The organism is Pseudoclavibacter sp. VKM Ac-2888, assembly GCF_015351285.1.
GTDB lineage: Bacteria > Actinomycetota > Actinomycetes > Actinomycetales > Microbacteriaceae > Pseudoclavibacter.
This window is the reverse complement of record NZ_JADKSM010000003.1, coordinates 143,575-165,124: the sequence shown is the minus strand read 5'-3', so window position 1 is coordinate 165,124 and position 21,550 is coordinate 143,575. Positions and strand designations below refer to the sequence as shown.

General features: G+C 67.2%; 19 protein-coding genes. All 19 read left to right on the top strand.

Annotated elements, in window-relative coordinates; translation table 11 throughout:
- Nucleotide 1 precedes the first annotated feature (1 nt).
- Complete coding sequence (locus ITJ61_RS18125; protein ID WP_194687053.1) at nucleotides 2–3,079, top strand: Na+/H+ antiporter subunit A; 3,078 nt, start codon at nucleotides 2–4, stop codon at nucleotides 3,077–3,079.
- Nucleotides 3,076–3,762 carry a Na(+)/H(+) antiporter subunit C gene (locus ITJ61_RS18120; RefSeq protein ID WP_104306084.1) on the top strand — a complete coding sequence of 229 codons (687 nt, stop codon included), beginning with the start codon at nucleotides 3,076–3,078 and terminating at the stop codon, nucleotides 3,760–3,762. Before ITJ61_RS18125 ends, ITJ61_RS18120 begins: the two co-directional genes overlap by 4 nt.
- Nucleotides 3,759–5,324 carry a Na+/H+ antiporter subunit D gene (locus tag ITJ61_RS18115; RefSeq protein WP_104240422.1) on the top strand — a complete coding sequence of 522 codons (1,566 nt, stop codon included), beginning with the start codon at nucleotides 3,759–3,761 and terminating at the stop codon, nucleotides 5,322–5,324. Before ITJ61_RS18120 ends, ITJ61_RS18115 begins: the two co-directional genes overlap by 4 nt.
- Complete coding sequence (locus ITJ61_RS18110) at nucleotides 5,321–6,028, top strand: Na+/H+ antiporter subunit E (RefSeq protein ID WP_104306085.1); 708 nt, start codon at nucleotides 5,321–5,323, stop codon at nucleotides 6,026–6,028. Before ITJ61_RS18115 ends, ITJ61_RS18110 begins: the two co-directional genes overlap by 4 nt.
- Nucleotides 6,028–6,312 carry a monovalent cation/H+ antiporter complex subunit F gene (locus ITJ61_RS18105; protein WP_104240424.1) on the top strand — a complete coding sequence of 95 codons (285 nt, stop codon included), beginning with the start codon at nucleotides 6,028–6,030 and terminating at the stop codon, nucleotides 6,310–6,312. Before ITJ61_RS18110 ends, ITJ61_RS18105 begins: the two co-directional genes overlap by 1 nt.
- Complete coding sequence (gene mnhG / locus ITJ61_RS18100) at nucleotides 6,299–6,796, top strand: monovalent cation/H(+) antiporter subunit G (protein WP_104298332.1); 498 nt, start codon at nucleotides 6,299–6,301, stop codon at nucleotides 6,794–6,796. The genes ITJ61_RS18105 and mnhG overlap by 14 nt, the downstream gene beginning before the upstream one ends.
- A 50-nt stretch (nucleotides 6,797–6,846) precedes the next feature.
- A complete protein-coding gene (ilvD, locus tag ITJ61_RS18095) occupies nucleotides 6,847–8,547 on the top strand; it encodes a dihydroxy-acid dehydratase (RefSeq protein ID WP_104240426.1) in 1,701 nt (566 codons plus the stop codon).
- 62 nt (nucleotides 8,548–8,609) lie between these two features.
- Entirely contained in the window at nucleotides 8,610–10,415 is a 1,806-nt protein-coding gene (locus ITJ61_RS18090) for an acetolactate synthase large subunit (RefSeq protein WP_104306086.1), read from the top strand.
- 3 nt (nucleotides 10,416–10,418) lie between these two features.
- Entirely contained in the window at nucleotides 10,419–10,925 is a 507-nt protein-coding gene (ilvN, locus tag ITJ61_RS18085; protein ID WP_104240428.1) for an acetolactate synthase small subunit, read from the top strand.
- Between the two features lie 69 nt (nucleotides 10,926–10,994).
- A complete protein-coding gene (gene ilvC / locus ITJ61_RS18080) occupies nucleotides 10,995–12,020 on the top strand; it encodes a ketol-acid reductoisomerase (protein ID WP_104240429.1) in 1,026 nt (341 codons plus the stop codon).
- A 184-nt stretch (nucleotides 12,021–12,204) separates the two neighbouring features.
- A complete protein-coding gene (gene serA, locus ITJ61_RS18075) occupies nucleotides 12,205–13,797 on the top strand; it encodes a phosphoglycerate dehydrogenase (RefSeq protein ID WP_104240430.1) in 1,593 nt (530 codons plus the stop codon).
- A gap of 1,303 nt (nucleotides 13,798–15,100) precedes the next feature.
- A complete protein-coding gene (locus ITJ61_RS18070) occupies nucleotides 15,101–15,229 on the top strand; it encodes a lasso RiPP family leader peptide-containing protein (protein WP_104240432.1) in 129 nt (42 codons plus the stop codon).
- Nucleotides 15,230–15,303: 74 nt separating this feature from the next.
- Entirely contained in the window at nucleotides 15,304–16,806 is a 1,503-nt protein-coding gene (locus tag ITJ61_RS18065) for an asparagine synthase-related protein (RefSeq protein ID WP_104240433.1), read from the top strand.
- Nucleotides 16,803–17,087 (top strand): PqqD family protein, encoded by a 285-nt coding sequence (locus ITJ61_RS18060; RefSeq protein ID WP_194687052.1) that lies wholly within the window; start codon nucleotides 16,803–16,805, stop codon nucleotides 17,085–17,087. Before ITJ61_RS18065 ends, ITJ61_RS18060 begins: the two co-directional genes overlap by 4 nt.
- Complete coding sequence (locus tag ITJ61_RS18055; RefSeq protein WP_104240435.1) at nucleotides 17,084–17,506, top strand: lasso peptide biosynthesis B2 protein; 423 nt, start codon at nucleotides 17,084–17,086, stop codon at nucleotides 17,504–17,506. Before ITJ61_RS18060 ends, ITJ61_RS18055 begins: the two co-directional genes overlap by 4 nt.
- Entirely contained in the window at nucleotides 17,503–18,297 is a 795-nt protein-coding gene (locus ITJ61_RS18050) for a hypothetical protein (protein WP_194687051.1), read from the top strand. Before ITJ61_RS18055 ends, ITJ61_RS18050 begins: the two co-directional genes overlap by 4 nt.
- A complete protein-coding gene (locus ITJ61_RS18045) occupies nucleotides 18,294–19,019 on the top strand; it encodes an ABC transporter ATP-binding protein (protein ID WP_194687050.1) in 726 nt (241 codons plus the stop codon). Before ITJ61_RS18050 ends, ITJ61_RS18045 begins: the two co-directional genes overlap by 4 nt.
- Nucleotides 19,016–19,786 (top strand): hypothetical protein, encoded by a 771-nt coding sequence (locus ITJ61_RS18040; protein ID WP_194687049.1) that lies wholly within the window; start codon nucleotides 19,016–19,018, stop codon nucleotides 19,784–19,786. The genes ITJ61_RS18045 and ITJ61_RS18040 overlap by 4 nt, the downstream gene beginning before the upstream one ends.
- Complete coding sequence (locus ITJ61_RS18035) at nucleotides 19,783–21,549, top strand: ABC transporter ATP-binding protein (RefSeq protein ID WP_194687048.1); 1,767 nt, start codon at nucleotides 19,783–19,785, stop codon at nucleotides 21,547–21,549. The genes ITJ61_RS18040 and ITJ61_RS18035 overlap by 4 nt, the downstream gene beginning before the upstream one ends.
- Nucleotide 21,550 lies beyond the last annotated feature (1 nt).

Below are 21,550 nucleotides of genomic sequence, written 5' to 3'. Positions count from 1 at the left end.
AATGATCGCGTTCCTGGCTATCTTCCTCGGCGCGAGCATCCTCATTCCGGTGCTCCACAGGTGGCTTCGGAACGTGACGTTCCTCGTCGCCGCCGCCGTCCCCGCCGTCGCCTTCGTCTGGACCGCGCTGCTCGGTCCGCGCATCCTGAGTGGCGAGGTGCTCGTCGAGAGCATCCCCTGGATCCCGCAGATCGACATCGCCATCGCCATGCGGATGGACGTGCTCGCCTGGGTCATGACGCTCATCGTCACGGGCATCGGCTCGCTGGTGCTCGTCTACTGCGGCCGCTACTTCAAGCCGGACGAGCCCGACATCGGCCGCTTCGCCGCGGTGCTGCTCGCCTTCGCCGGCGTCATGTTCGGCCTCGTGCTCGCCGACGACATCTACCTCCTCTTCATCTTCTGGGAAGCGACGAGCGTGCTCTCCTTCCTGCTCATCGGGCACTACTCGTCGAAGCGCGCGAGCCGCGGTGCTGCGATGCAGGCGCTGCTCGTCACGACGCTCGGCGGCCTCGCCATGCTCGTCGGCCTCGTCATGCTGCACGCCTCGACCGGCACGTCGCTGCTGTCCGGGATCATCGCGAACCCGCCCGAGTTCGACGGCTTCACCATCACGGCCATCATGCTCGTGCTCGCGGGTGCCGTCACGAAGTCGGCCCTCGCGCCGTTCCACTTCTGGCTCCCCGCCGCGATGGCCGCGCCCACCCCGGTGAGCGCGTACCTGCACGCCGCGGCCATGGTGAAGGCCGGTATCTACCTCATCGCTCGCCTCGCACCCGGCTACGCGGAGATGCCCGGCTGGCGCGAGGTGCTCGTCACGATCGGCATCGCGACGATGCTCATCGGCGGGTGGCGTTCGCTGCGCCAGCACGACCTCAAGCTGATCCTCGCCTACGGCACCGTCAGCCAGCTCGGCTTCATGACCATCGTCGTCGCCTTCGGCACGCGGGACGCGGCGCTCGCGGGCCTCGCCATGGTCATCGCCCACGCGTGCTTCAAGGCCGCGCTGTTCCTCATCGTCGGCATGATCGACCACCGCACGGGAACCCGCGACATCCGCAAGCTCTCCGGCCTCGCGAAGGCCGCACCCGTGCTGTTCTGGATGACGGCGCTGGCGATCGCCGCCATGGCCGGCGTGCCCCCGATGTTCACGTTCGTGGCCAAGGAGGCCATCCTCACGGCCCTCCTCGAGGCGGGCGAGGCCGGCAACATGTGGGGCTGGGTCGCACTTGTCGGCGTCATCATCGGCACCGTGTTCACGGTCGCCTACTCGGCCCGCTTCCTCTACGGCGCCTTCGCGTCGAAGCCCGAGGTCGAGCGCGTCCGCTACGTGCCAGAGCACCTCGACTTCATGTTCTCCCCGCTCATCCTCGTCGCCGCCTCGCTCGGCCTCGGCTTCGCCTCCGGCCTCGTCGACCCCGTGCTCGCGATGTACGCGGACACGCTGCCGGAGATGCCGGGCGCCAAGCCGTACTACCTGGCCCTGTGGCACGGATTCGAGCCAGCGCTGTTCATCACGATCGGCACCTTCATCCTCGGTGGCCTGCTCTTCCTCTGGCGGGCGCCCGTCGCCCGCGCCCAGGCGAAGGTGCCGCCGCTCATCGAGTCGTCGCGCGGCTACTGGACCACGATGCGCGTCGTCGACGTCATCGCCGCCCGCACCACCGCGACCACCCAGCGCGGTTCGCTGCCCTTCTACCTCGCGTCGATCTTCATCATGTTCGTCGTCGCCTCCGTCTTCACGCTCGTCACGATGGACACCCCGGTGCCCGCGTTCGAGACCGAGATCCGCTGGCAGGAGATCGCGATCATCCTGATCATGATCCTCGCCGCGTTCTTCGTGACGAGCTCGGAGAAGCGCTTCCAGGGCGTCATCCTCGTGGGCGTCACCGGCTACGGCATGGCGGGGCTGTTCGCGCTCTCCGGCGCCCCGGACCTCGCGATCACGCAGGCGCTCATCGAGACCATCACGCTCGTCGTGTTCGTCCTCGTGCTGCGCCGACTCCCGGCACGCCACGGCAAGGCGCTCAAGAACCCGCCGTCGTGGCTGCGCTGGCTCATCGGCGGCTCCGTCGGGATCGTCATGGCCATCGTCGCCTGGATCGCGCTCGCCTCCCGCCAGGCTTCCCCCGACTCGCTGTTCTTCCCCGAGTTCGCTTTCAAGGGCGGGCACGGCTCGAACATCGTCAACGTCACGCTCGTCGACATCCGCGGCTGGGACACGATGGGGGAGCTCTCCGTCCTCATCGCCGCCGCCACGGGCGTCGCGAGCCTCGTCTACCTCAACAACCGCGGCCGCTCGCGGGTGGACGCCGCCCGCGGCCCGCGCTTCCTGCGCGCCTCCCGCCCCGTCACCGAGCCCATCGACCTCGCGGCCGTGAGCGCCGCCGGCCAGAAGCTCGGCAAGGCAGACAAGCTGCAGGGGGAGCGCCGCAAGGTCTGGCTCATCGCCGGGAAGTCGCTCGCCCCGAACAACCGCTCGATCATCCTCGAGGTCGTCGTGCGGCTCGTGTTCCACGCGCTGCTCATCGCGTCCCTCTTCCTCCTCTTCACCGGCCACAACACCCCAGGTGGCGGTTTCGCGGGCGGTGCCGTCGCGAGCCTCGCGCTCGCCGCGCGCTACCTGGCCGGCGGCAGGGCCGAGCTCGATGAGGCAGTGAAGGTGGATGCGGGTCGGCTGCTCGGCATCGGGTTCCTGCTCGCGACGCTCACGGCGCTCGTGCCGATCTTCTTCGGCCAGGCGCCCTTCACCTCCTCGTGGATCGACCAGGACATCCCCGGCATCGGCCAGTTCGTCTTCGTCACGTCGACCGTCTTCGACATCGGCGTCTACCTCATCGTCATCGCGCTGGTCATCGACATCCTGCGCTCCCTCGGTTCGGAGATCGACCTGCAGATCGAACAGGATGCGTCCCCCGACTCCGACTCGGCTGCCGAGCACGACGGCCTCCAGGGCGACACCCAGGACGGTGGCGAGACGGGCTACAACACGGGGGCGCTCGCCCGCGTCAACGAAGAGGTCGAAGCCGTTCAGTCAGACATCGAACCCGTCGAATCCGAGGAGGTGACCCGCTCATGACCCTGTCCCTCGTGCTCCTCGTCGGCATGGCCGCGCTCTACACGTGCGGCGTCTACCTGCTCCTCGAGCGCAGCCTCACGCGCATGCTCCTCGGGATCCTGCTCGTCGGCAACGCCACGAACATCCTGCTCTTCTTCATGTCGGGCAGCTTCGGCCTCGCCCCCATCTACGACCCTGATGTCGCGCCGGAGGACTACTCCGACCCGATCCCACAGGCGTTCATCCTCACGGCCATCGTCATCACCTTCGGCGTGACGGCCTTCATGCTCGCCCTCATCTACCGCTCGTGGCGCCTGGCGCAGGCCGACACCGTGAGCGACGACGAAGAGGACATCGCGATGCGCACGGCCGACCTGTCTCAGGACGACGAGGAGTTCGACGAGGACGACTCGGGCGACACGGAGTTCGGGGAGTACGCGGAAGCGGCGGTCTCGACCGCCCGCATCAACATGGGCGGGGGGCCGAAACCCGGCTCGGGCAAGGACAGCTTCGCCGAGGCATCGCTCAAGGCCACCGAGCCGAGCAACCGGCACGAGGAGCTGGAGGAGTTCCGGGCTGGTGAGCAGGATGCGGAAGCCGAGCAGGGCTCGCAGCCCGACGGTGCTCGCGAGGTCGGACTCGACTCTGGCGCCGACGACCACGCCGAACCGCACGACGACGCAGGGAAGGGGGACCGCTCATGACCTGGCTCGTTCCCCTCATCGTGCTCGTGCCGCTCATCGGAGCGGCCCTCACGCTGACCGCGGCTCGCGCGGCTCGCCTCCAGATCTTCCTGGCCCAGGCAACGCTCGTGCTCGCACTCGTCGTGAGCATCGGCCTGCTCGTGGCCGTCAACACCTCGGGTGAGGCGCTCGTCGTGCAGGGCGGCGGCTGGCTCGCCCCCTTCGGCATCTCGCTGGTCGTCGACCAGCTGTCGGCGATGCTCGTGCTCGTCACGAGCATCGTGCTGCTCGCCGTCATGGCGTTCTCCATCGGACAGGGCGCAGCGGACGGCGACGACGAGACACCCGTCTCCATCTTCTACCCCACCTACCTCGTGCTGGCGGCAGGCGTCTACAACGCGTTCATCGCCGGCGACCTCTTCAACATGTTCGTGGGCTTCGAGATCCTCCTCGTGTCGAGCTTCGTGCTCATCACGCTCGGCGGCACGACGGAGCGCATCAAGGCGGGCGTGACGTACATCGTCGTCAGCCTCGTGTCCTCGTTCATCTTCCTCGGCTCGATCGCCCTCATCTACGGCGCAGTCGGCACCGTGAACTTCGCGGAGATCGCCGTGCGGATGGCCGAGCTGCCGCAGGACGTGCAGCTCATGCTGCACATGCCGCTCCTCATCGCGTTCGCCATCAAGGCGGCGCTCTTCCCACTGTCCTTCTGGCTGCCGGACTCGTACCCGTCGGCGCCAGCACCGGTGACGGCCGTGTTCGCGGGCCTGCTCACCAAGGTGGGCGTGTACGCCATCCTGCGCACCGAGACGCTGCTGTTCTGGGACAACGACATCTCCGTGCTGCTCATGGTCATAGCGCTGCTGACGATGGTCGTCGGCATCCTCGGCGCCGTGGCGCAGGCCGGCATCCGTCGAATGCTGTCGTTCACGCTCGTCAGCCACATCGGCTACATGATCTTCGGCGTCGCGCTCGGCACGGAGCTCGGTGACGCCGCGACGGTGTTCTACATCGTCCACCACATCATCGTGCAGACGGCCCTGTTCCTCGTCACGGGCCTCATCGAGCGCATCGCGGGCTCGTCCTCGCTCACGCACCTGGGCGGGATGCTCAAGCGCGCGCCGTTCGTGGCGGTGCTGTTCTTCATCCCGATGCTCAACCTCGGCGGCATCCCGCCGTTCTCGGGCTTCATCGGCAAGGTCGGCCTCTTCACCGCTGGCGCGGCGGAGGGCAGCGTGCTCAGCTACGTGCTCATCGGCGCGGGTGCCGTGACGAGCCTCCTGACGCTCTACGCCCTCATCCGCGTCTGGAACCTCGGCTTCTGGCGCACGCAGGAGCAGGTCGTCGACTTCTCGTCGCCCATGACAGAGCGCATCTCCGACACCCCCGAGTCCGCCGTCGTGACCGAGACGAAGTCCTCGTCGCGCCTCATGACGATCGCGACGACCACCATGGTCGCCGTGAGCGTCGCCATCACGGTCTTCGCCGGCCCCATCTACGAATGGTCCGAGACGGCCGCGTTCGACCTGGTACCCGCCGAGTACATCAGCTCGGTCTCCAACGGGGAGGTGCTCAAGCCATGAAGGTGAAAGACGTCAGCGCCCGCAAGCCGAGGCGCCACGCCATCCTCGTCCAGCTGCCGCTGCTGCTCGCGCTCGTCGCGTTCTGGCTGGTGCTGTGGGGGCACGTCGACGTCATCAGCGTCGTCACCGGGATCATCTTCTCGGTCATCATCGTCGAGGTCTTCTACCTGCCGGCGGTCGACCTCTCGGGTCGCTTCAACCTGTGGTGGAGTCTCGTCTTCTTCGTGAAGTTCCTCTACCGCCTTGTGAGCGCATCCCTCATCGTCGCGTGGCTGGCGTTCCGGCCCGCGAAGCCGCCACTCGGCTCCGTGGTCTCGGTGCAGCTGCGCACGCGCAGCGACTTCGTGCTCACGCTCACCGCCGAGGTGAACATGCTCATCCCCGGCTCCATGGTGGTCGAGGTCGACCGGATGCACTCCGTGCTGTACCTGCACGTGCTCGATGCCTCCACCGACGAGGCCGTCGAGTCCGTCAAGGCGCTCGCGCTCGACGTCGAGGAGGGCCTCGCGCTCGCCCTGGGCACACGCGACGACCTCTGGCGAGTCAACCGAGACCGGGTGCGCCGCGGCCTCGGCCCCATCGGCCAGTCGCCAGCGCAGAAGAAGCACGAGGGCATCCGCGACAAGCAGTTCGCGCACGACATGCCCGTCTTCATCGAGGGCGCGGCGGGCAGCCGCTCAACGGCTCCGGAGGGGAACAAGTGATGGTCGTCGACGTGCTCGTCTGGATCTTCGGCACGATGTTCGCGGTCGCCGCGCTGCTCGCGGTGATCCGCATCATCCGCGGCCCCTCCATCATCGACCGCATGGTCGCGTCCGACGCGCTCCTCACGATCCTCATCTGCGTGCTCGTCGCCGACATGATCATCCGCGGCCACACGGACACCCTCCCGCTGGTCCTCGCACTCGCGATGACCGCGTTCATCGCCTCGGTCGCAGTGGCCAGGCACGTCACCAGGCAGGAGGCCAACGCCAGTGAGCGCTTCTGACCCGCTTCTCGCATCCGGGGGGCTCCTCACCGAGGGGCCGCTCGAGATCCTCGACGTCATCTCCCTCGTCTGCCTTGGCCTCGGCGCGCTGCTGTCGCTCGCCGCGGGCGTCGGCCTCATGCGCTTCTCGGACGTGCTCATGCGCATGCACGCGCAGACGAAGCCGCAGATCGCCGGGCTCATGTTCCTGCTCATCGGCCTCGCCGTCCAGCAGACGCACCTGCCGACGATCCTGTTCCTCATTCCGATCATGTTCTTCCAGATGCTGACGACCCCGGCGGGTGCGACGATGCTCGCGCGAGCCGGCTACCGCAGCAGGCAGTTCGACAACGTGCCCCTGTACGCCGACGAGCTCGCGGCCGCCGTCGAGAGCGCGCAGCGCCGCACGGACGACGAACTGACTCGGGCGCACGCCGTCCGGACCGGCCAGCCGGAACGAGAGCCGGCACCCGAGCACGAGGGCCTCGGGCACGGCGAGAAGTAGCCCGTCGCCACGGCACTGCCCGGCCGTCGCCGCGGCGTAGAATGGCGGGCATGCCTGAGCCAGAAATCGACATCAAGCCACGCAGTCGGGTCGTCACCGACGGCATCGAAGCCACCACGTCGCGCGGCATGCTCCGCGCCGTGGGCATGGGCGACGAGGACTGGGACAAGCCGCAGATCGGCATCGCGTCCTCGTGGAACGAGATCACCCCCTGCAACCTCTCCCTCAACCGCCTCGCGCAGGGCGCGAAGGAGGGCGTGCACTCGGGCGGCGGCTACCCGCTGCAGTTCGGCACCGTCTCCGTCTCCGACGGCATCTCGATGGGCCACGAGGGCATGCACTTCTCGCTCGTCTCGCGCGAGGTCATCGCCGACTCCGTCGAGACCGTCGTCATGGCCGAGCGCCTCGACGGCACGGTCCTGCTCGCGGGATGCGACAAGTCGATCCCCGGAATGCTCATGGCTTCCGCACGCCTCGACCTCTCGAGCGTGTTCCTCTACGCGGGGTCCATCGCGCCGGGCTGGGTGAAGCTCTCGGACGGCACCGAGAAGGACATCACGATCATCGACTCCTTCGAGGCGGTCGGCGCCACGAAGGCCGGCAAGATGTCCGAGTCCGACCTGAAGCGAATCGAATGCGCCTTCGCGCCAGGCGAGGGCGCCTGCGGTGGCATGTACACGGCCAACACGATGGCCTCCGTCGCTGAGGCCCTCGGCCTCAGCCTGCCGGGCTCGGCGGCCCCCGCATCGGCCGACCGCCGTCGCGACGCGTTCGCCCACCGCTCCGGCGAGGCAGTGGTCAACCTGCTCCGCCAGGGCATCACGACGGGCGACATCCTCACGAAGGAGGCCTTCGAGAACGCGATCGCGATCGCGATGGCACTCGGCGGATCGACCAACGTCGTGCTCCACCTCCTCGCGATCGCCCGCGAGGCGCAGGTCGACGTCACCCTGCACGACTTCAACCGCATCGGCGACAAGGTTCCCCACATCGCCGACATGAAGCCCTTCGGCAAGTACGTCATGAACGACGTCGACCGCCACGGCGGCATCCCCGTCGTCATGAAGGCGCTCCTCGACGAGGGCCTCATGCACGGCGACGCGCTCACGGTGACGGGCAAGACGCTCGCCGAGAACCTCCGCGACCTCAATCCCGACCCCGTCGACGGCGACGTCGTGCACACGGTCAGCAACCCCATCCACGCGACCGGCGGCATCACGGTGCTGCACGGCTCCCTCGCTCCCGAGGGCGCGGTCGTCAAGACGGCGGGCTTCGACGCCGACGTCTTCGAGGGCCCAGCACGTGTCTTCGAGCGCGAGCGCGGCGCGATGGATGCCCTCACGAACGGCGAGATCGAAGCGGGCGACGTCATCGTCATCCGCTACGAGGGCCCGAAGGGCGGACCGGGCATGCGCGAGATGCTCGCTATCACGGCGGCCATCAAGGGCGCAGGTCTCGGCAAGGATGTACTACTCTTGACGGACGGACGATTCTCAGGCGGCACAACCGGCCTGTGCATCGGCCACATTGCACCGGAAGCGGTCGACCAAGGTCCTATCGCTTTCGTCCGCAGTGGAGATCTGATTCGGGTCGACATCGCGGCTCGCTCGATCGACCTACTCGTCGACGAAGCTGAGCTCGCCTCCCGCCGAGAAGGCTGGGAACCGCTCCCTCCGAAGTTCACGCGCGGCGTGCTTGCGAAATACTCGAAGCTCGTTCGCAGCGCGTCCGAGGGCGCGACCACGGGCTAGCCCTCAGTGCTGGCCCTCATCGACCGCGCTCGACTCATCGAGTACGAAGAAGAACGGATCTCATGACGCAGGAAACTGCCGCCCGCATCGCCGCGGCGTCACCACCCTCCGCTGGGCACGAGCCCGAGATGCTGACCGGAGCCCAGGCTGTCGTCCGCACCCTCGAGAACCTCGGGGTCACGGACGTCTTCGGACTGCCGGGTGGCGCCATCATCGAGGTGTACGACCCACTCCTCGACAGCACCAAGCTCCGCCACATCCTGGTTCGCCACGAGCAGGGCGCCGGCCATGCCGCCGAGGGCTACGCCTCGGCGAGTGGCCGCACCGGCGTCTGCATCGCGACGAGCGGCCCAGGCGCAACGAACCTCGTCACCGCGATCGCCGACGCCTACATGGACTCGGTGCCGCTGCTGGCCATCACCGGCCAGGTGTTCTCGCACCTCATGGGAACGGACGCCTTCCAGGAGGCCGACATCATCGGCATCACCATGCCGGTGACGAAGCACAGCATCCTCGTCCGCACGCCGGAGGAGATCCCGGCGGCCATCGCCGCGGCGTACCACATCGCGTCGACCGGTCGTCCCGGGCCCGTGCTCGTCGACATCACGAAGGACGCGCAGCAGAAGAAGGCACCGTACGTCTGGCCGGTGAAGCTCGACCTGCCCGGCTACCGCCCGGTCATGAAGGCGCACGGCAAGCAGATCCTCGCCGCGGCGCAGCTCATCGCGCAGGCCAAGAAGCCCGTCTTCTACCTCGGCGGCGGCATCGTCCGCTCCGGTGCGTCCGCCGAAGTGCAGCGCCTCGTCGAGAAGACCGGTGCGCCGGCCGTCACGACGCTCATGGCACGCGGCGCGTTCCCCGACTCGCACCCGCAGATGCTCGGCATGCCCGGAATGCACGGCACGGTACCCGCGGTGCTCTCGCTGCAGGAAGCCGACCTGCTCATCACGATCGGCGCCCGCTTCGACGACCGAGTGACCGGCAAGTCGGCGCTCTTCGCGCCGAACGCCAAGGTCATCCACGTCGACATCGACCCCGCCGAGATCTCCAAGATCCGCACGGCCGACGTGCCGATCGTGGGTGACGCGCGCGAGGTCGCCATCGACCTCCTCGCCGCCGTCACCGACCACGCTCCCGCGGAGGCCTCGCGCCTCGAAGAGTGGTGGACCTACCTCAACGGCCTCAAGGCGGAGTTCCCGCTCGGCTTCACCGAGCCGAGCGACGGCCTCCTCTCGCCGCAGCGCATCATCCAGCGCATCAGCGAGCTCACCGGGCCCGAAGCCATCTACGCGGCGGGCGTCGGCCAGCACCAGATGTGGGCGGCGCAGTTCGTCAAGTACGAGCGTCCCAACGCGTGGCTCAACTCCGGCGGCGCCGGCACCATGGGCTACGCCATCCCAGCTGCGATGGGCGCCAAGGTCGCCGAACCGCACCGCACGGTGTGGGCGATCGACGGCGACGGATGCTTCCAGATGACCAACCAGGAACTCGCGACCTGCGCGATCAACGACATCCCCATCAAGGTCGCGATCATCAACAACTCGTCGCTCGGCATGGTGCGACAGTGGCAGACGCTCTTCTACGACGGACGCCACTCGAACACCGACCTCAACACGGGGCACGAGACGGTCCGCATCCCCGACTTCGTGAAGCTCGCCGACGCCTACGGGGCGCTCGGCATCCGCGTCACGAAGGAGGAGGAGATCGACGCCGCGATCAAGCTCGCACTCGAGACCAACGACCGCAGCGTCGTCATCGACTTCGTCGTGAGCGCCGACGCCATGGTGTGGCCGATGGTGCCGCAGGGCGTCTCGAACAGCTTCGTCCAGTACGCCAAGGAACACAGCCCGACCTTCGAGGGGGAGTAGAACATGTCGAAGCACGTACTTTCCCTCCTCGTCGAGGACAAGCCGGGCCTCCTGACGCGCGTCGCCGGGCTGTTCGCCCGCCGAGGCTTCAACATCGAGTCGCTCGCCGTCGGCACGAGCGAGGTCGAAGGGCTCTCGCGCATCACGGTCGTCGTGGACGTCGAGGAGTTCCCGCTCGAGCAGGTGACCAAGCAGCTCAACAAGCTCATCAACGTCATCAAGATCGTCGAGCTCGAATACGACGCCTCCGTGCAGCGCGAGCACCTCCTCGTGAAGGTCAAGGTCGACGCGACGACGCGCTCGCAGGTCATCGAAGCCGTCAACCTGTTCCGGGCCCGCGTCGTCGACGTGGCGACGGATGCGCTCGTCATCGAGACCACGGGCGACACGGGCAAGGTGCAGGCCTTCCTGCGCGTGCTCGAGCCGTACGGCATCCGCGAGATCGTCCAGTCGGGCCTCGTGGCCGTCGGGCGCGGCGCCAAATCCATGACCGAGCGGGTCGCGCGCTGACCCCCGCGTCGCGCGCATCCGCTCAGCACCACCCAAACGCCAGAACGCCAACAATCAAGGAGCACACAAGTGGCTGAAATCCTGTATGACACCGACGCAGACCTGAGCATCATCCAGAGCAAGAAGGTAGCCGTCGTCGGCTACGGCTCGCAGGGCCACGCCCACGCGCAGAACCTTCGCGACTCCGGCGTCGAGGTCAAGATCGGCCTCAAGGACGGCTCCAAGTCGGCCCCCAAGGCCCAGGAAGATGGCTTCGAGGTCCTCAACGTTGCGGATGCAGCCGAGTGGGCCGACGTCATCATGATCCTCGCCCCCGACCAGCACCAGCGCTCCATCTACACGGACAGCGTCAAGGACAAGCTCACCGAGGGCAAGACGCTCGCGTTCGCCCACGGCTTCAACATCCGCTTCGGCTACATCGACGCCCCCGAGGGCGTCGACGTGATCCTCGTCGCCCCGAAGGCCCCCGGCCACACGGTGCGCCGCGAGTTCGTCGCAGGCCGCGGCATCCCGGACATCATCGCCGTCGAGAACGACGCGTCCGGCACCGCCTGGGCGACCGCGCTCTCCTACGCAGCCGCCATCGGCGGAACCCGTGCCGGCGTCATCAAGACGACCTTCACGGAGGAGACCGAGACCGACCTCTTCGGCGAGCAGGCTGTGCTCTGCGGCGGCACGTCGCAGCTCATCCAGTACGGCTTCGAGACGCTCACCGAGGCTGGCTACCAGCCCGAGATCGCCTACTTCGAGGTGCTCCACGAGCTGAAGCTCATCGTCGACCTCATCTGGGAGGGCGGCATCGCCAAGCAGCGCTGGTCGGTCTCCGACACGGCGGAGTTCGGCGACTACGTCTCCGGCCCGCGCGTCATCGACCCGAGCGTCAAGGAGAACATGCAGGCCGTTCTCGCCGACATCCAGTCCGGCGCCTTCGCGAAGCGCTTCATCGACGACCAGGACAACGGCGGCGTCGAGTTCGCCGAGTTCCGCAAGAAGGGTGAGTCGCACCCCATCGAGAAGACCGGCCAGGAGCTGCGCAAGCTCTTCGCCTGGAAGCAGACCGACAGCGACTACGTCGACGGACAGGTCGCGCGCTAAGCGTCACCAGCCGTCCGCAGTCCTGAACTGCACGGGGCCGGCCCAGAGCATCCGCTCGGGGCCGGCCCTTCTGCGCATGCCAGGGGCCGCGTGTTACGGCGGCGCGGGCCGCTGGCGCGCCCCGCGATAGGATCGGTTCGGCCTGCGCCCGCAGACTCCCTGTCTCCACTGGAGGATTCTTCACGTGTCAAAGCCCGTCGTTCTGCTTGCCGAGCAGCTTTCCCCCGCAACCGTGGATGCGCTCGGTCCCGACTTCGAAGTCCGCCAGGTCGACGGCACCGACCGTGCCGCGCTCCTCGAGGCACTCGCCGAGGCCAACGCCATCCTGGTGCGCAGCGCGACCCAGGTCGACGCCGAGGCGATCGCCGCAGCCCCGAACCTGAAGATCATCGCGCGCGCCGGCGTCGGCCTCGACAACGTCGACACGCCAGCCGCCACGAAGGCCGGCGTAATGGTCGTCAACGCGCCCACCTCGAACATCACGTCGGCCGCCGAGCTCGCGGTCGGCCACATCATCTCGCTCGCTCGCCACATCCCGAACGCCAACGCGTCGATGAAGGCCGGCGACTGGAAGCGCTCGAAGTACACGGGTGTCGAGCTGTTCGAGAAGACCGTCGGCATCGTCGGCCTCGGCCGCATCGGCACGCTCGTCGTCGACCGCCTCAAGGGCTTCGGCGTGACGCTCGTCGCCTACGACCCCTACGTGACGCCCGCCCGCGCCTCCCAGCTGGGCGTGCAGCTCCTCAGCCTCGAAGAGCTCATGGCGCAGTCCGACTTCATCACCATCCACATCCCGCGCACCCCCGAGACGACGGGGCTCATCGGCGACGCGGAGTTCGCGCTCGCCAAGCCCGAGCTGCGCATCGTGAACTGCTCACGCGGCGGCATCATCGACGAGAACGCGCTCCGCGACGCCCTCGAATCAGGCAAGATCGCCGGCGCCGCCCTCGACGTGTTCGTCACCGAGCCGCCGTCGAACCGCGACCTCCTCGACCAGCCGAACCTGCAGCTCACGCCGCACCTGGGCGCATCCACCGACGAGGCCCAGGAGAAGGCCGGCGTCTCGGTTGCCCGCTCCGTGCGCCTCGCGCTCGCCGGCGAGCTCGTGCCCGACGCGGTGAACGTCGCCGGCGGCGTCATCGACGAGTACGTGCGCCCCGGCATCCCGCTCATGGAGAAGCTCGGCCAGTTCCTGCAGGGCCTCATCGGCGCCTCCCCGGTGGCGTTCGACATCGAGGTGCACGGCGAGCTCGCACGCTACGAGATCAAGGCGCTGCGTCTCGCCGCGCTCAAGGGCTTCTTCACGAACATGGTTACCGAGCAGGTCTCCTACGTGAACGCGCCGCTCCTCGCGGAGGAGCGCGGCCTCGAGGTTCGCATGAACGCGGATGAGGACAGCGACGAGTACCGCAACGTGCTTACCCTCCGCGCGACGCTCAGCGACGGCAAGACGGTTTCCGTGTCCGGCACGCTCACCGGCCCGAAGCAGATCGAGAAGCTCGTCGGCATCAACGGATACAGCATCGAAGTGCCGCTCGCGAACCACCACCTCGTGATGGTCTACAGCGACCGCCCCGGCGTCGTCGCCGTCTACGGTGCCGCGCTCGGCGACGCCGGTGTGAACATCGCCGGCATGCAGATCGCACGCGACGAAGAGGGCGGCCAGGCCCTCTCCGTGCTCACGATCGACGAGCCCGCGAGCGACGAGCTGCTCGCGAAGCTGCGCGACGCGATCGGCGCCTCCGAGCTGCACGAGATCGACATCATCGAGAGCTAGCACTTCCAGCGGCGGCCTGCCGCCCCGGCGAACGCTGCCTGCGTCTTCACCCCCTGCGAGAGCTCGCCGGGGGTGAAGACGCAGGCAGCGTTTTCGGTCAGTGGCCGTCGTGGCCAGCTTGCGGGATGGATGCCGCCCGGTGGGGCCCGGTGGACGTGCTGCGGTGCATCCGTCACGCAAGCTGGCCGACGCCCGGGCGGGTGGAGAGCCGCCCCGCCCCGCCCCGCCCCGCCCGGGCGGGTGGAGAGCCGTCCCGTCCTGTCCCGTCCTGTCCCGTCCCGTCCCGCCCCGTCCCGCCGCGGGCGCGATCGCTGCCAGCCAATTGCCCCGCTGATGCCCCGGCTGGAGGGCGACTCGCCGGGCAGCGATGGAGGCTCGCGGTGGGAGCGGGTGGCGGGGCGTGGACGGTCGCGGTGGTTGGTCTGTCGCCGCGGCCGGCTCGTGGCGTGACCAACTTCCGGGATGGATGCGGGACGGCGGGGCCTTGCGAGGCTGTTCTCGCGCATCCATCACGCAAGTTGGACGACGCTGCGCTGGCGCGAGCGTCCACGCGCCCTGCGGCGCGAGCGCTGCCAGGCAAGTGGCGCTCTCGAGGCGAGCGACGCCCGTCGCTGCCAGCCAAGTGGCCTCTTTGGCATCCGTCATGTCGCGGGACATCGGTGACAGTTCGAGCGGGGCCGGTAGTGACACTTCTCGGGCTTATCGGTTGGGTGGGCGTGCTGATCAACCCGGGGCATGTCGTCGAATGAGCCTGTTGATGCCCATGTCGGTCCCGCGATCAGTCAGCCGCCGGTGGCACCGTTCAGCTCCAGATCATTCGCTGGCAAAACTGTCACCGATGTCCCGTGACCTCACACCCGAGGCGTCACAGATCGCCGCGGTTGTGCACACAAGCAGCGTTGTTGTGCGCTCGGGATGGGGTGGACCTGAAGTGCGCGGCTCCGTGGTGGGGATGCTTGTCGTCCAATGTTCGGGCGAAACACGCATTGGTGCGTGGAATCAGGTGAATTGTCCAAGGGTCGAACTTTCGAAGGATGGTCCGCGGACCGCGCGAATGCAACGCTAGCCGCATGCACAGAAAAGCACGTCAGCAGTACGGAGGCGGTGTCCTTCCCAAACCGCATTCTCGTTGCCGAAAGAGTCGTGTGGGAAAGGGGTCCGAGAATGCTCTTGTCGCGGCGCAATGCTGTAAATCGGAAACTTGCATGATGCTTCATGGTAAATGCTTGACGTGAAGAGCGACCTTTTCTAGTTTAGAACGGCGGTCGAACGGAGGCCGCGAAGTCACTATCAAGGGGGAAAGATGTCCAATTACATTGCGCCGAAAATCGAGCAGGTCGGATCCTACCGAAAGGTCACGAACGGGGTCTGGTTCGGTCGCTGGCGCGACATCTTCGGCGGGCGAGCATTCATCAAGGTGACGGTCGGCTAGGGGTCGTCGTTCGAACGAGGGGGCGGTGCGCTCATCGCGTGCATCGTCCCCTCCAGGCTCGAAGGAGAAAGGTGGTGAGGGGCATCTCAACGCTCAATGAAATCCGGTCGACTTTCTCGACGTCCACGCTCTGCTATTGGACGATGGATGACGGGGTCGTTCGTACCAGTGCATCCCAGCTCGACCTGCGTGGCTTCGCTGCGCTGGACCTCGACCGACTTTCGCTGGAGACCTGCCCCAACCTGCCGAGCATCTTCCGTCTGCGTCCGTTCTGGGCGAATGTCCGGGTGGTCGCCCCAGGTCACGACCTGGTTGTCGCGGAGGGGCGAGGGGGTGATCGACGCTGGTGGGAGGCGGGCGAGCACCGAGATGCGACGTTCGAAGCGGCGGCGGACCAATTGCGGCACGCTCTCCGCACCGCGGTCGAGCGGCGCCTCTGCCCGGGCGAGCGCCTCGGGGCAGATCTCTCTGGGGGGATGGACTCGACGTCGCTCGCCTACCTGGTTGAGGCGGTCGGGGGCGAGGTTGCTCACTTCCATGCAGGAACTGCGGATGCACAGAACCAGGACTCGCGATATGCGCGGCGAGCCGCGGCTGAGCTGCGCGGCGAGTTCGTGGAGCTGCCGTCCTTCACATCGACGCTTGACGCATTCGCCACGGCAGCACGGAACGGGGAACGCACAGGGCGCGGCGTTTCCGGGCCGCCGGCCTGGCGAGCCAACATGCCACATCTGGAGATGCTGTTCGAGCAGGAGCGCGCCCGAGATATTCGCACGCACATCAATGGGTTAGGTGGTGACGAGCTGTTCGCCCTGCAACCGGCGATCATGTCGTCGTTGGTGCAGTCCGGCGCGGTCGCTGTGGGGCTGCGGTCCGCTGCCCGTCTGGCGCGTGCGCAACGGTGGCCGGTGCTGCGGACTCTTGCAGCCGTGTGCTCCACACGCACCCTTGGTGACGAATTGGTGGCGCGTGTCCACGCGGACGCGAGTCCGCACGCTGACGCCTTCGGCTGGGCCCCGGGCTTCGGGGTCTCACGTTTCGCCTCCGCGCAGACACGGGCGAGAGTCGAGGCGCAGATCCGCGGTCAGGCAACGGCCGGGATCGAGCCGCACTTTCCCGATAGGGCCCGGCACCAGATGGCCGAGTCGGTCATGTTCCAAGGGGAAATCGTGCGGCAGGTCAACGAGGCGTTTGCCGACGAGGGGGTTCATTGGGAAGCGCCATTTCTCGATGACGAGATCCTGCGGCTCATGTTCGGGCTCTCCTCGTCGATCGCTATAGGACAGCGGCATTCGAAGCCCCTGCTGGCCGCGAGCATGAAGGGTCTCGCGCCTGAGTGGATATTCAGTCGTGAAGACAAGGGTGAGTACAGCGCAGATCTGTTCAGTGCCTTTGCTTCCAGAATCGGTGGCCTGAAATCACTGTTTCGCGAGAGTTTTCTTGTCGATCAAGGTCTATTGAATCCCGACGCGATTCTCACTGCACTGGAGATGCCCGTGTTGAAGACGCACGACCTCTTCGAAATCGAGCAGCTCGCGACCCTTGAGCTCTGGGCTCGGGAAATGGAAGGCGAATGAGCTACAGATTGAGCGACGCCGATATCTATACCTTGTTGCCGACATGCTCGTTTGAGCAAGAGGGGGAAGGCGTTGTGGTTTTCGATGCCGGTGGAGGAACGTACTGGCGCGGCAACTCGACCGCCAGGCTGGTGCTTGAGCTCACCGTCCGGGGATGCACGCGCGCGGACGCCGTTGACCGGTTGGAGCGCGAGCACGGCCCCTCGGCAGGCGTGCGAGATGACGTGCGAGGCCTCTTGGCCGTCCTGATCAAAGCGCGCATCGTGAAGCGCAACGCATGAGCCTTCCGCTGAACGCCCAGCCTTCCATCGCGACGAGGGGCTGCCGCGCCCTGACCGTGCGGTGCGCGGTCTCGGTCGCGTATCTGATCACGTACGCCAAGCCGCGGCAGATCAGACGGTTGCTCATCGAGCTGCGCCGTGGGGTCCGCCCATCGACGCGCGAGGAGGCGGAAGTCGCACGCGCGGCGGTGTGCGGCGCGAGTGAGCGTTGCGCTGGAGAGGGCTGCCTGCAGCGCTCGATCGCGACGGTCCTTCTCTGCCGCTTCGAAGGCCACGCGCCGAGCTGGTGCTCCGGCTACCGGACGGGGCCGTTCGTCGCGCATGCCTGGGTGGAAGCGGATGGCGTGCCCGTGTCGGAACCCCCCGAGGTAGCCAGCTACCGGAGAGTCGTCACGACCGAAGAGGACAGGCCGTCATGACCATGTTCCTCCAATCGCTCCACGCGGAAGCCATCAAGTTCACCTCACTGCGTTCGTCGCGGAACGCGAGTCTCGCAACCGTTGCGGTCGTGACAGGTGCCGCGTACGGCGTCACCGCGCTGACGCACCAGGCGATGCTCTCTGGAGATGTCAGCGCTGCTGGCGGACTCGAGCCTCAGTCGGCTTTCCTCATGGTGTTGCACTACGGGCAGATCGGGGCGATCTTCCTGGGGGCGAGTGTCTTCGCGCAGGAGCGGGACAACGGTGTTGTGGCATCCTCGCTTCTCGCTGTTCCCAACCGATGCAGCTTCTTCCTCGCGAAGGCGCTCTCCGCCCTCGCCTTCGGCTTCGCGGTCGCCCTTCCTGCTGTTCTCGGGAGCTATGCCGTCCGCTGCGCTGTCCTCGACTGCCGTGCGGTCGACAGCCTGACGAGCCTCCCCGGTGGAGACCTGCGCCTGCTCGCGGGGTACCTCGTCTACTGGTCGCTCATCAGCCTGCTCTCGTTCCTGATCTCGTCGGCGTTCCGCAGCGGCATCGTTGGGCTCTGCGCCATGCTCGCGCTCACGCTCGCCATCTCGCCGTACCTGCTCGAGTTCACCTCGGTCGCCAGGTTCTTGCCCGACCAGGCAGGCGCACAACTCCTTCTTCAGGACGCTCCGCTTGTCGGGGACCTGGGGCCGATGCTCGGGCTCCTCGTGCTGCTGAGCTGGATCGGCGTCTTCGCCGTCGCTGGATTTCTCTCGGTCCGCTCCTGGGCCGTCAACCACGCAGAAAAGGGGGTGGGTTCATGATCGAAGTCGAGAACCTGACAAAGAACTACGGAAAGCGGACTGCCATCGAGTCCGTGTCCTTCGAAGCCAGAGCAGGCAGGGTGACGGGATTGCTCGGCCCGAACGGAGCGGGCAAATCAACGACGATGCGGATTCTGCTCGGCCTCGACCGAGCAACGTCCGGGCGCGCGTTGGTGCTCGGCTCCGAGTACCGAAGTCTGCGGCGTCCCCTGACCCGCGTTGGCGCGCAATTCGACGGGTCGGGTGCCCATCGCGGACGCACGGCGAGAGCGCACCTCCGCTGGATGGCGGCCAGCAACGGGATCTCGCCCACGCGCATCCCGGAAACGCTGCAGCTCGTCGGGCTGTCGGACGTCGCTGACCGTCGCGTCGGGACCTTCTCTCTGGGCATGGGGCAGCGTCTGGGCATCGCGGGCGCGCTCCTCGGCGACCCGGAGGTCGTGATCCTGGACGAACCGATGAACGGGCTCGACCCGGAGGGTATTCGCTGGATTCGAGATCTTGCTCGCTCGCTGGCGGGTTCCGGACGCACGGTGCTCATCTCGTCGCACCTCATGGGGGAGATGCAGTCCATGGCTGATGACCTCGTCGTGATGGCACGCGGAACGGTCATCAGGGCGGGGGCAGCGGCGAGCCTCGTCGCGGAGTACGACAGTCTCGAGCACGCGTACTTCGCCTGGACGCAAGGGCGCGCCGAGCATGTTGCGGGTGATGCCGCGTGAAGATGGCACTGGCGTCAGAGTCCTGGAAGCTCTTCACCCTCAGAGCAGTCCTCATCACGCTGGCGGTGAGTCTCGTCGTTCCGGTCCTGATGGCAGCAGTCACCGCCCCCTCCGTTGGCGAGGGGCTGCGCGTCGACGACCCGATGCTCGCAGCGGGGACAACGCCGGAGGTCGTCGGTCTCGAATGGATCGCACTCGGGCAGATCGGCGTCATCATCGTGGGGGTGCTTGCGGGAAGCGGTGAGTTCTCCGGCGGCCAGATCCAGACCTCGCTCGTCGCGGTGCCGAATCGGCTCAGGTTCGTCATCGCGAAGATCTCGGTCCTCGCCGTCACCGTGACGTTGCTCGGCGCGGTCACGATCCCGCTGCTCAGCATCTGCAGTCAGCTCGGTCTCGGATCGCTGAGTGTGCTCAGCGAGGGCGTGCCTGTCTCGCTCCTGGTGCGCTGGCTGGGCGGCGTCGTCTACTGGACGGGAATCGCGCTGATCGGGTTCAGCTTCGCGGTGCTGGTCCGCCAGGCCCTGGTGCCATTGCTCGTGCTCATCGCGGTCTCGCAGATCTCGCTCGTCCTGGTCTTCCTGACGCCATGGGCGAAGTTCCTGCCGACGATCGCCGGCGCGCAGCTGTTCGATGCGGCCGCCGTGACCGCAGCGAATCCGGCGGCAGCGCTCGAACCCGGGAGCGCATACGCGGTGTTCCTCCTCACGGTCGTGGCATTGGCCTGCTCCGCCGCCTTCGCGTTCTGCCGACGGGATGTGCGCGCATGAGCCTTCCGCGGGAGAAGCGGTCGGCGGCACTCGCCGGTCTGTTCCGACACGTCTTCGTGCAGAAGCCCACGCTCGTCGTGATCGTGGTCCTCAGCATCTGCGGCTCGGGAGCGGCGCTCGCGCAGCCGTGGCTCGTGGGCCAGATCATCGACCGGGTCGGCGCGAGCGAATCGCTTGGGGTGCTTCCGTGGCTGATCGTCGGCCTTCTCGTCGTGGGCGGGCTGATCTCGGGTTTCCTGCAGTACCTCATCCAGAGAACGGCCGAGGTCGCCATCCGATCAGCTCGGGTGGGCCTCGTCGACCACATCCTGCGTCTTCCCATCGCGACCCTCGATCGCCACCGCGTCGGTGATCTGGTCTCCCGCGTGAACGCGGACACCTCGGTCATCCGCAGCATGTTGACGCAGGGATTCGTGGAGTCGATCGCCGGTGTCGTGACCTTGATCGGCGCGCTGGTGGCGATGTGGTTGATAGATCCGTTGCTGCTCATGGTCTCACTCGGCGTCGCACTCGTTGCCGTCTTCCTCGTCGTGATGATGACGTCACGGATCGAGGAGGCCAGCTTGGGGGTGCAACAGGCGGTCGGCCGCCTGTCGTCCTCGCTGGATCGGGCTATCCGCGCCGTGCGCACAGTGCGGGCGGCGAACATGACAGGCGCGGAGTCGGAGCGTGTGAAGGGGGATGTGGAAGCCAGCTGGGCTGCCGGCCTGCGGGTCGCGCGGATCACCGCCACGCTCGCGCCGGTCTCGTCCGCCGCCATGCAGGCCACGTTCCTTGTGGTCCTCGGACTCGGCGGCTACCAGGTCGCGGCGGGTGTGCTGACCGTCTCCGACCTGGTCTCCTTCATCTTGTTCCTGTTTTTGATGATCATGCCGCTCGGGCAGATCTTCGGAACGATCAGCGCTGTCGGCGAGGCTGTGGGCGGGATGGTGCGCATCAGCGAGGTCATGGAGCTGCCGCTGGAGGCGGATGCTGAAGCTGGAGCCGTTACCGCTCCTGCCACCGATGAGGGCAATGTCCTCGAGTTCCAGGATGTCGCTTTCTCCTACCCAGTCGCTCCCGAGCGGGATTCCGAGGATCTCGCGACGCTCGCAGCGGTCAGCTTCGAGGTGCCGCGAGGCGAGCGCGTCGCGCTCGTCGGGCCATCCGGGGCAGGGAAGAGCACGCTGCTGCAGCTCATCGCTCGCTTCTACGATGTGGATCGGGGGACGATCCGCTTCAACGGGGTCGATACCGCTGGCATCTCGCGTGAGGCCGTGCGGTCCCGGATCGCCTACGTCGAGCAGGAGGCGCCCGTGCCCGCGGGGTCCCTGAGGGACGCGGTGACACTTGGCTCACAGGCGCACACCGACACCGACATTCGCGAGCTGTTGAGCGAACTGGACCTCGTGGGAGTGCTCGAGCGCTCCCCACTCGGCCTCGACGCAGATCTGGGGGAGGGGGGCGTGCTGCTTTCAGGCGGTGAGCGTCAGCGCCTGGCGATTGCGCGCGCGCTGCTCCTGAAACCCGACATCCTGCTGCTCGACGAGTCGACGTCGCACCTCGACGGGGTGAACGAAGAGCGCGTGCAGGCGGCGATCGCACGCAGGGCGGGACGGTACGCGATGCTGGTCGTGGCCCATCGCCTCGCCACGGTGCGCTCTGCGGACCGGATTCTCGTGCTGGACGCGGGACGAATCGTCGATTCGGGACGCCATGACGAGCTCATTCAGACGTCAGAGCTCTACCGAGAACTGGCGCGCAACCAGCTTCTCCCGCTCTGAA